The following is an 8,549-nucleotide window of genomic DNA, read 5'->3' as shown; positions in this document are numbered from 1 at the left end:
GATCGAGCTGGAAGGCGACCGCATGGACATGATGGCGGCGCGTCACGACCCCAGGTTCGGCGATTACGTCGCGGCGATCTGGGGAGATCTGGAGATCCGCCCGCAATGACCACTCGTCCCGAAACGATTGAATCGCGACCGTTCGCGCGGACGGGACCATCCGGCTCGAAGAGGTCCCGCTGGGGCCGTCTCATGCGCCGGTACCGGTTGCGCGAAACTGCCCTGATCCTGGTCTGCCAGATCGGCCTGCTTGCGGGTCTGCTCGCCGCGTGGGAGTACGCGACGTCCAGCAGCAAGCTCAGCGCCTTCCTGTTCGGCTCGCCCAGCGCCATCTTCGGCTTCCTGGTGCAGATGTGGAACGACGGCAGCCTGATCCACGATACCTATGTGACGGGGCTGGAAACGGTGCTGGGCTTCCTGCTCGGCAACGTCATCGGGACCGTGCTCGGTCTGTCGCTCTGGTACTCGCGCTTCCTAGCAAAGGTCATGCAGCCCTTCATCATAGCGCTGGGCTCGATCCCGATCATAGCGCTGGCACCGATCATGATCATCTGGTTCGGCACCGATCTGGCGTCCAAGGTCGCCATGGCGACGCTTTCGGTCGTCGTCGTGGCGCTGGTGACTTCCTACAAGGGCGCCATGAACGTCGATCAGGACCAGATCAACCTGATGCGCACGTTGGGCGCCGCCAAGCGTCACATCTTCACCAAACTGGTCGTCCCGTCGTCGCTGGGCGACATTTTCGCCGGCTTCAAGCTGACCGTCGGCTTCGCGCTGATCGGCGCTATCATCGGCGAGTTCATGTCGTCGAAGGAAGGGCTGGGCCACGCCATCTTCAAGGCCGGCAGCCTGTACGTCATCCCCAAGGTCTTCGCGGCCCTGGTGGCCACGATAGCCCTGGCGCTCGTCCTCAGCTTCATCGTCGGCCGCATCGAGCGCCTGCTCACCCCCTGGAGGCAAGTTCCATGACCGGTTCCACGTCATCGATCCAGGTCATCCGCAAGGGCGACCTGAAATACGCGCTCGCCCGGACCGACAGCCTGGTCGCCGAGGTTCATCCCGGCGAAATCTTCGAGGTCGAGACCGAGCTGAATATCGGCGGGCACCTGATCCACAACCTGGACGACGCGCTGCACGAACACGACGTCACCCTGCCTTTCGTCAACCCGGCGACCGGCCCGATCCGCGTCGTCGGCGCCCGTCCGGGGCAGATGCTGACGATCGAGGTGCTGGAGGTCGGCGTCCACGGCCTGGGCTATACGGCACTCTGGCCGGGGATCGGCATCTTCCCGGACTGGGTCCGGCGGAAGGAGTTCGGCATCCAGAACCGCAACGTCCGGGTGGAGGACGGCATCGTCCACTGGTCGGACACTCTCAAGCTGGACGCCAAGCCGATGATCGGAGTGATCGGCGTGGCTCCGGTCGCCGGCGGCACGCTGACCATCGACAACGGGACCCATGGCGGCAACCTCGACATCCAGGAAGTGACCAACGGCAACCGCCTGATGGTCCGGGTCTACCACGAGGACGCCTATCTTTACTTCGGCGACGTCCACGCGCTCCAGGGCGACGCGGAATGCAACGGCATGGGCGCCATCGAGATCCGCGGCCATCTGCGCCTCCGCGTCAGCCTGTCGGACGCGCCGGCCCGCCTCAACTGGCCGCGCATCGAGACGCCGACCCACCTGTGTACCGTCGGCTGTGCCCGGCCCTTGGACGATGCTCTCCGCATCTCGTTCGAGGAGATGGTCTATTGGCTGGAGGACGATTATGGGCTGGGCGGCGCCGAGGCCTACATGCTGCTGGGCCAGATCGCCGAGGCGCGCTGCACCCAGATGGTCAATCCCAAGTTCACCTATGTCTGCAAGGTGGATAAAAGATACTTGGCGCAGCTTAGAAAATAACGCTTCTGAAAAGTAGCGGTACCCCCAGGGCCGTTCATCTTTTGGGGATTTCAGGGCGGCGTCTTGGCAGGGCGTTAATCATACTTGCCAGGGCGCTGAACCTGTCTCAAACTCAAAGATAACCAAGAAAAATACATCCTGGGGGAAACGATGACCAAGTACGGGCTGACGGCGCTGCTGTTGTGCGGCGCACTGACACTTGCCGCATCGCAAAGTATTGCCGCTGAAACCCTGAAGATAGGCGTCGTTGCACCGGTAACCGGACCGGCGGCGGAATCCGGTCGTTTCCAGGTCAACGGCGCCAAGCTGGCCGCGGAAGAAGTCAACAAGGCCGGCGGCGTGCTCGGCAAGCAGCTCGAACTGGTGATCGAGGACGACCAGACCACCAATCCCGGCGCCGTCCTCGCCTTCAGCAAGCTGGCCGGCGACAGCGACATCCCCGCCTTCATCGGCTCCATCCGCTCGACCCAGGTCCACGCCATGGCGCCCGACGTCATCAAGACCGGCAAGCCGATGATGATCGGCGGCACCGATCCCAAGCTGACCCATATGGGCAACCCGTGGCTGTTCCGCTTCCGCCCCAACGACACCTATTCCGCCAGGGTGATCGCGGAGTACGGCGTCAACGTTCTGAAGCGCAAGAAATGGGCGATCGTCCATTCCACCGACGCCTTCGGCACGGCGGGCAAGAACGCGCTGGCCGACCAGCTCAAGGCGCTGGGCGCCGAAACGGTCATTACCCAGGGCTACACCAACAACTCGCAGGACTTCACGCCGGTAGCCCTCGCGGTGAAGGCGGCCGGGGCCGAGATCCTTTCCAGCTACGTCACGTTCGAGACCGACCAGGGCATCCTCGCCAAGCAGATGCGCCAGCTCGGCGTCGACCTGCCGTGGATCGGCTCGACCACCATCTCCACGACCTCGGCCCTGCGTCTGGCCGGGCCAGCCCTGAACGGCACCTGGGGCGTCACCGACTTCGCCGAGAAGTCCAGCCCGGCCTCCGAAGCGTTCTCCCAGAAATACATGGCCGCCTACAACACCAAGGCCGACGTTTTCTCCGCCTGGCCCTACGACGCCGTGACGGTGCTCGCCAAGGCGATCAACGACGCCGGCAGCACGGAGCCCGAGAAGATCCGGGCCGCGCTGATGGCGATCAGCGGCTTCCAGGGAGCCGAGGGCACCTACGACTTCGACCAGAACGGCGACGGGCTGCACGGCTACAACATCGTGCACAACGACAACGGCACCATCGTCTTCGAGCGGCGGATCGACTTCAAGGACTGAGCCTCAACCTACTCCGCGCTGGATCGCTATCCGCCCGGCTTGTCGTCGGACTGGCCGCTGAAAGGACGCTCATGTCCATTACTCTGCAATTGCTCTTCACGGGGCTCGGCATCGGCAGCATCTATGCCCTGGTGGCGCTTGGCTTCGTTCTGATCTACCGCGCCACCAACGTCGTCAACTTCGCCCAGGGCGACTTCTCGATGATCGGCGCGTTCCTGATGGTCGTCTTCGCCGTCGACATGGGGCTGCCCTACTGGTTGTCGGCGGTCATCGCCATCGCCGCCATGGCGGGGTTCGGCATCCTGTTCAATTACGGCGTCTATTATCCGCTCCGCCACCGGACCTTCCTGCCGGTCGTCATCAGCACCATCGGCGCCTCGATCCTGCTCCAGAACGGGGTGCTGGCGGCCTATGGCCCGCATCCGCAAAGCCTGCCGGCCATGCTGCCCTTTCCCGGCATCGCCGTCGGCGGCGTCTTCCTGGACAGCCAGTACCTCCTGATCCTCGCCGTCACCGCCGCGATGGTCGTCCTGCAATACCTGTTCTTCGAGCGGACGATGCTCGGCAAGAAGCTTCAGGCGACCTCGCAGGACAAGGAGATGGCGTCGCTGCTCGGCATCCCGGTGGCGCTGATGATCGGGATCACCTTCGCCTACAGCGCGGTGCTCGGCGGGCTGGCCGGCATCCTGGTGGCGCCGCTGCTGTTCGTCTCCATCAACATGGGCTCGACCATCGCGCTGAAGGCGTTCGCGGCCAGCATCATCGGCGGGTTCGGCGACGTCACCGGGGCCATCGTCGGCGGGCTGGCGCTGGGCGTCGTCGAGACGTTCGGCGCCGCCTATATCTCCGTCCCCTACAAGGACGGCTTCGCCTTCCTGGTGCTGTTCCTGTTCCTGATGGTCCGGCCGCAGGGCGTGTTCGGCGAGAAGGTGGCGGAGAAGGCATGACCGACGCAACCCTCTCCCATCCCGCTCCGGCGTCCAACCGGGGTGCCATCGCCGGCGGCATCGTGCTGGCGGTGCTGGCCATAGCACTCGCGGTCCTGCCGCTGACGATGACGCTTTCCGCCTATGTGCTGAACATGCTGATGCAGGCCGTGACCTATACGGTCGCGGTGCTCGGCCTTACCGTCGTGCTGGGCTATACCGGCCAGCTCTCGCTGGCGCAGGCCGCCTTCTTCGGCATCGGCGCCTATGCCGTGGCGCTCGGCACCGTCGATCACGGCCTGGGCTTCTGGCTGTCGATGGTGCTGGGCCTTGCCGCCTCCGCCGTGGCGGGCGCCGTGCTCGGGCTGACGTCGCTGCGGATCGGCGGCCACTACCTTGCGATGGTCACCATCGCCTTCCAGCAGATCGTGACGCTGGTCCTCGTCAACTCGATCGAGGTCACCCATGGGCCGGACGGCGTTTCCGGCATCGCGCGGCCGAACCTGCCGGGCGTCTCGCTGGCCAGTGCCAAGGCTTACCTGACCTTCTGCATCGTCGTGCTCTACGCCGTCGGGCTGGCGGTCTGGTATCTGCGGCGGACCCGCCTCGGCCGCGCGATGCAGGCCGTGCGCGACAACGAGCTGGCGGCGGGCGTGGTCGGCGTCAACACCTACAGGACCAAGGTCGTCGCCTTCACCATCAGCGCCGTCCTCGGCGGTCTCGGCGGCGCGCTGTTCGCGTCGGGCTTTTCCTATATCAGCCCGGATCAGTTCAGCTTCGCGGAATCCGTGGTGTTCCTGACCATGGCCCTGATCGGCGGCGTCCAGTCCGCCTTCGGCACGGCGCTGGGTACCGGCCTGCTGATCCTCCTGCCGGAATGGCTGCGCTTCCTGAAGGAAATCTACCTCGCGATCTACGGCCTTTCCGTGATCCTGATCATGGTGTTCATGCCGGAAGGCATCTGGGGCCTGCTGGAACGGATCGCCCATGTCGGCGGCGGACGCCCCGCACCGGTCACGCCAAGGCCTTTCCGGCTCGACATCCCGGATTCCGGCCCGGCGGACATCCTGGAAACGCGCGGCCTCGCCAAGCACTTCGGCGGCCTGCGGGCGGTCGACGGCGTCGACCTGAAGGTCGAGCGCGGCAGCGTCCATGCCCTGATCGGCCCCAACGGCTCGGGCAAGACGACGCTGCTGAACGTGCTCAGCGGGCTGTACCGGCCGACCGGGGGCAGCGTCACGCTGGGCGGGCGGGACATCACCCGGCTCGCCCCGCACGAGCGCTGCGCCGCCGGCGTCGGCCGGACCTTCCAGAACATCCGGCTGTTCAGGTCGCTCTCGATCCTCGACAACGTGCTGATCGGCGCGCAGCGTCCGGGAGCACCGGCGAAGGGAGAAGCCGCCCTTCGCGAACGCGCCTTCGAAGCGCTGGGCTTCGTCGGCCTCGCCGACAAGGCATCCGAGTTGGTCGGCAGCCTGCCCTACGGCCATCAGCGTCTGGTCGAGATCGCCCGCGCACTCGCCGGAAACCCGACGCTGCTCCTGCTCGACGAGCCTGCCGCCGGCCTCAACCCGACGGAGAAGCAGGATCTCGTCGAACTGCTGCGCCGCCTGAAGGGGCATGGGCTGACGATCTTCCTGATCGACCACGACATGGCGATGGTCGAGCGGATCGCCGACCACATCACCGTGCTCAACTTCGGCAAGCGCATCGCCGAAGGCACTCCGCGCGACGTCCTGCGCCATCCCGCCGTGATAGCGGCCTATCTCGGAGAGGTGCCGGCCCATGGCGCTGCTTGAACTCATCGGCGTCACCGCCAGCTACGGCGCGGTCGATGCGCTGAACGCCGTTTCCCTCAAGGTGGAGGAGGGGGAGATCGTGACCCTGCTCGGCGCCAACGGCGCCGGCAAGACCACGACGCTGCGCACGGTCTCCGGCCTGATGAAGCCCCGGTCGGGCTCCATCCGGTTCCTCGGGAAGGAGATCGCCGGCGCCTCCGCCAATTCCATCGTCCGGCTGGGCCTGTCCCACGTGCCGGAAGGACGGCGCATCTTCCCAGGATTGACGGTCCGCGAGAATATCCTGCTCGGCAGTTCCAACCGAAGCCGGGTCCCGAAGGCGGAACTGAACAACGACCTCGAGGCGGCCTTCGGCATCTTCCCCGACATCCTGAAATTCGCCGACGCGCCGGGATGGACGCTTTCGGGCGGCCAGCAGCAGATGGTCGCGGTCGCGCGCGGCCTGATGGCGCGCCCGAGACTGTTGATGCTGGACGAGCCGTCGCTGGGCCTCGCCCCGATCATCGTGCAGCAGGTCTTCCGTACGATAGCGGCCATCAGGGAACACGGGACCACCGTCCTGCTGGTCGAGCAGAACGCCCACATGGCGCTTTCCATCGCCGACCGGGGCTATGTGCTCGAAACGGGGCGGCTGATCGTCGAAGGATCCCCTGCCACCCTGTTGAACAACGAGGAAGTCCGCGCCGCCTACTTGGGAGGCAGGGTGACCGCCGGCTGATCCAGCGCCGCTTCCACGGCCTTGACCACCTGACTGGATTGCGGCGAAGTGGCGGTCGGGAACCAGCCGGCCAGCTTGCCGTCGGGGCCGACCAGATACTTGTGGAAGTTCCAGCGCGGCCGGGCCTCCTGGCCCAGTTCGCTGGCCGCCCACTGGTAGAAGGGGTGCGCCTTCGGGCCGGAGACGACCTGCTTCTCCGTCAGCGGGAAGTCGATCGCGAAGTTGACTTCGCAGAAGTCCTTGATCTGCTCGGCGCTGCCCGGCTCCTGCCCGCCGAAGTCGTTGCTCGGCACGCCGAGAACCACCAGCCCGCGCTCGCGGTAACGCTGCCACAGCGCTTCCAGATCGGCGTATTGCGGAGTATAGCCGCACATCGACGCCGTGTTCACGACCAGCACGGCCTTCCCGGCATACTGCGCCAGCGGCAGCGGGCTTCCGTCGATCGACTGGAAGCTGAATTCGTGGGCGCTGGTCGGCATGACGGCCCTCCCTTGCGATGAGACGACGACGGCGCCCGGTATCAGGAGCACCAGGATCGACACTATCAAACGGCGCATGGCGGCAACTCCTTCTTTCCATCATCTATGTGGATCGGCAGCCGCCCTCGTCCAGCGCCTTACGCAAGCTCCCGGAACAGGCTGCCCCATCCCCGGACCCGTGCCGTATCCACGCCGGTCATGCGCAAGGCTTTCCAGACGACCGTGGAGATCGTGTCGTAGACGGGTATGCCCAGCGCCGCCTCCACCCGCTCGGCGATCGGTGCGCCGCGCATGTTGGTGCAGACGATCGCGATGGCCTGCGGCCCGGCCTCGGCCACCTCGGCGCACATCCGTTCCAGCTGTTCCTCGGTGACCTCGGAAAAGGAGAAGTTGCCCCGGTCGTTCAGGTGCCGCTCCGCCACCACGTCGAAGCCGGCGGCCCGGTAGTTGGCGACCATCTTCTCCTGGATCTCGTCCAGATAGGGGCTGACGATGGCGATCCGCGTCCGGTCCGTCGTTTCCAGGATCTCGTTCAGCGCCAGCATGGAGGTGCAGGCGGGAATGCCGGTCTCTTCCAGCAGCCGGTCGCACAGCCGTTCGTCCGCATCGAACCCCAGCCACCCCGCCGAGGTGCCGTTCCAGCCGATCGCGTGCAGACGGGCGTCGGCCAGCAGGCGGGCGGCGGACAGGAAAGGCTGTTCGTCGAACTGGCCGAGGGCGGCAGGCCGCAACGAGATCTCGGTCACCGGGAACCGCCCGAAATGGGCGGAGACTTCCGGCAGGCCGCTCAGCATCGCCGAGGTTATCGGCTCGACCACCGTGTTGGACGACGGAGTCAGCATGCCCAGCAGCACCCGGTCATGAGGCGAAGGATTGTTCATCGGGATCGTTCCTTCAGTATAGATTGTTCAACAGCCGCCCGCATCGCCAGCAGAATGGAAATCAAGCCCTCGGGAGGGAGCAATGACGCACGAACACGATCTGGAGCGTTTCGTAAGGGCTCAGGAGCCGGTCATCGCCCAGGTCCGGGAAGAACTCGGCAGTGGACGGAAACGCAGCCACTGGATGTGGTTCGTCTTCCCGCAAATAGCCGGACTGGGTCACAGCGCCATGGCGCAACGCTATGCGATCGCGTCGCTGGAAGAGGCGCGGGCCTATCTCGGCCATCCCGTACTCGGCCCTCGGCTGATCGAACTCACGGAGCTGGTCGATCGGGTGAACGGCCGCTCGGTCCACGACATCTTCGGCAGTCCGGACGATCTGAAGTTCCATTCATCCATGACGTTGTTCGCTCAAGCGAAGCCCGATACGCCGATCTTCCAGGCGGCTCTGGACAAGTATTTCGGTGGCGTCATGGACAAGGGAACCCTCGGGAAGCTAAAGCCTTAGTGTCCGTCCGGAAAAAGCTTGAGGCATTGGAATCGCTTATGATTCCCTGA

Annotated in this window: 9 protein-coding genes; 7 read left to right on the top strand and 2 right to left on the bottom strand. The window is 65.4% G+C overall.

Annotated features, from left to right (window positions below; translation table 11 throughout):
• The first annotated feature begins 192 nt into the window (after positions 1 to 192).
• The 6 genes from AC5JJ6_RS30270 (at position 193) to AC5JJ6_RS30245 (ending at position 6,631) form a co-directional block, all read left to right on the top strand.
• Positions 193 to 969 (top strand): ABC transporter permease, encoded by a 777-nt coding sequence (locus tag AC5JJ6_RS30270; RefSeq protein ID WP_496045620.1) that lies wholly within the window; start codon positions 193 to 195, stop codon positions 967 to 969.
• On the top strand, positions 966 to 1,904 hold the full coding sequence (locus AC5JJ6_RS30265; RefSeq protein WP_496045619.1) for an acetamidase/formamidase family protein: 939 nt from the start codon (positions 966 to 968) through the stop codon (positions 1,902 to 1,904). Before AC5JJ6_RS30270 ends, AC5JJ6_RS30265 begins: the two co-directional genes overlap by 4 nt.
• A 150-nt stretch (positions 1,905 to 2,054) precedes the next feature.
• Entirely contained in the window at positions 2,055 to 3,188 is a 1,134-nt protein-coding gene (locus tag AC5JJ6_RS30260) for an ABC transporter substrate-binding protein (RefSeq protein WP_429641888.1), read from the top strand.
• Between the two features lie 71 nt (positions 3,189 to 3,259).
• Positions 3,260 to 4,135 (top strand): branched-chain amino acid ABC transporter permease, encoded by an 876-nt coding sequence (locus AC5JJ6_RS30255; RefSeq protein WP_496045618.1) that lies wholly within the window; start codon positions 3,260 to 3,262, stop codon positions 4,133 to 4,135.
• A complete protein-coding gene (locus AC5JJ6_RS30250; RefSeq protein WP_496045617.1) occupies positions 4,132 to 5,913 on the top strand; it encodes a branched-chain amino acid ABC transporter ATP-binding protein/permease in 1,782 nt (593 codons plus the stop codon). The genes AC5JJ6_RS30255 and AC5JJ6_RS30250 overlap by 4 nt, the downstream gene beginning before the upstream one ends.
• Complete coding sequence (locus AC5JJ6_RS30245; protein WP_496045616.1) at positions 5,900 to 6,631, top strand: ABC transporter ATP-binding protein; 732 nt, start codon at positions 5,900 to 5,902, stop codon at positions 6,629 to 6,631. The genes AC5JJ6_RS30250 and AC5JJ6_RS30245 overlap by 14 nt, the downstream gene beginning before the upstream one ends.
• Here AC5JJ6_RS30245 and AC5JJ6_RS30240 read toward each other — a convergent pair.
• Positions 6,601 to 7,188, bottom strand: coding sequence for a glutathione peroxidase (locus AC5JJ6_RS30240; protein WP_496045615.1), 588 nt, complete (start codon positions 7,186 to 7,188; stop codon positions 6,601 to 6,603). The two genes, AC5JJ6_RS30245 and AC5JJ6_RS30240, sit on opposite strands and share 31 nt — an antisense overlap.
• 59 nt (positions 7,189 to 7,247) lie before the next feature.
• On the bottom strand, positions 7,248 to 7,991 hold the full coding sequence (locus AC5JJ6_RS30235; RefSeq protein ID WP_496045614.1) for a maleate cis-trans isomerase family protein: 744 nt from the start codon (positions 7,989 to 7,991) through the stop codon (positions 7,248 to 7,250).
• An 82-nt stretch (positions 7,992 to 8,073) separates the two neighbouring features.
• Here AC5JJ6_RS30235 and AC5JJ6_RS30230 point away from each other — a divergent pair, with 82 nt between their 5' ends.
• Positions 8,074 to 8,499, top strand: coding sequence for a DUF1810 domain-containing protein (locus AC5JJ6_RS30230; protein WP_496045613.1), 426 nt, complete (start codon positions 8,074 to 8,076; stop codon positions 8,497 to 8,499).
• The last annotated feature ends 50 nt before the right edge of the window (positions 8,500 to 8,549 follow it).

The sequence above is a fragment of the Skermanella sp. genome, from assembly GCF_059503625.1.
This window is presented reverse-complemented; position numbering and strand designations above follow the sequence as displayed.

What these genes read in the sequence shown, in the direction of transcription:
- AC5JJ6_RS30270 (WP_496045620.1), top strand. Translation starts at nt 193, where the DNA reads ATGCGCCGGTACCGGTTGCGCGAAACTGCCCTGATCCTGGTCTGCCAG.
- AC5JJ6_RS30265 (WP_496045619.1), top strand. Translation starts at nt 966, where the DNA reads ATGACCGGTTCCACGTCATCGATCCAGGTCATCCGCAAGGGCGACCTG.
- AC5JJ6_RS30260 (WP_429641888.1), top strand. Translation starts at nt 2,055, where the DNA reads ATGACCAAGTACGGGCTGACGGCGCTGCTGTTGTGCGGCGCACTGACA.
- AC5JJ6_RS30255 (WP_496045618.1), top strand. Translation starts at nt 3,260, where the DNA reads ATGTCCATTACTCTGCAATTGCTCTTCACGGGGCTCGGCATCGGCAGC.
- AC5JJ6_RS30250 (WP_496045617.1), top strand. Translation starts at nt 4,132, where the DNA reads ATGACCGACGCAACCCTCTCCCATCCCGCTCCGGCGTCCAACCGGGGT.
- AC5JJ6_RS30245 (WP_496045616.1), top strand. Translation starts at nt 5,900, where the DNA reads ATGGCGCTGCTTGAACTCATCGGCGTCACCGCCAGCTACGGCGCGGTC.
- AC5JJ6_RS30240 (WP_496045615.1), bottom strand. Translation starts at nt 7,188, where the DNA reads ATGCGCCGTTTGATAGTGTCGATCCTGGTGCTCCTGATACCGGGCGCC.
- AC5JJ6_RS30235 (WP_496045614.1), bottom strand. Translation starts at nt 7,991, where the DNA reads ATGAACAATCCTTCGCCTCATGACCGGGTGCTGCTGGGCATGCTGACT.
- AC5JJ6_RS30230 (WP_496045613.1), top strand. Translation starts at nt 8,074, where the DNA reads ATGACGCACGAACACGATCTGGAGCGTTTCGTAAGGGCTCAGGAGCCG.